Genomic DNA, 610 nt, shown 5'->3' with positions numbered 1-610 from the left:
AGTCTGGCGCGCTTTATCGAGGACTCGCTGAGGCTCACAGTGAATACACGAAAGAGTGCGGTAGACCGGCCCTGGAAGCGGAGCTTCCTGGGCTTCACCCTCAGCCGGAAAGGGCAACGCTTGAAGGTGGCTAGCAAAGCCATCACGAAGCTGAAAACCCAAATCCGGATACTGAGCCGCCGAACACGGGGCCACTCACTGGCCCAGGTGATCGCAGACCTGAAAGAGACCCTGCTTGGTTGGAAAGCGTACTTCGACGCAGCCGAAGTACTGAGCCCGCTGCGGGACCTGGACAAGTGGATACGGCGGAGAATGAGAAGTTACGTGTGGAAGCAATGGGGCCGAAAGGGGTATCGTGAACTGAGAAAGCGGGGTGTCTCGGTCGAGCTGGCCTGGAACACTGCGAAATCAGCCCATGGGCCGTGGCGGCTGAGTCATTCGCCGGCACTACGGCAAGCCTTACCGGCCCGGTTGTTCCGGAGCTATGGACTGCCGGAGTTGGCAGTACGGTAAAGGGTTGAATCAAGTCACTGAATCGCCGTGGTACGTGATCCGTATGCCCGGTGATGTGGGAGGAGGGGCATCGTGAGGTGCCTCCCTATCCCGATTA

1 protein-coding gene is annotated in these 610 nt (G+C 59.0%); it reads left to right on the top strand.

Features of this window, described 5'->3' with window-relative positions:
* On the top strand, positions 1–513 hold a 513-nt coding region (locus NLU14_RS21320), incomplete at its 5' end, for a group II intron maturase-specific domain-containing protein (RefSeq protein ID WP_275710412.1).
* Positions 514–610 lie beyond the last annotated feature (97 nt).

This window comes from Marinobacter iranensis (genome assembly GCF_029207565.1).
Classification (GTDB): Bacteria; Pseudomonadota; Gammaproteobacteria; order Pseudomonadales; family Oleiphilaceae; genus Marinobacter; species Marinobacter iranensis.
Note: the sequence above shows the minus strand (reverse complement) of the source record. Positions and strands in the feature narration are given on the sequence as shown.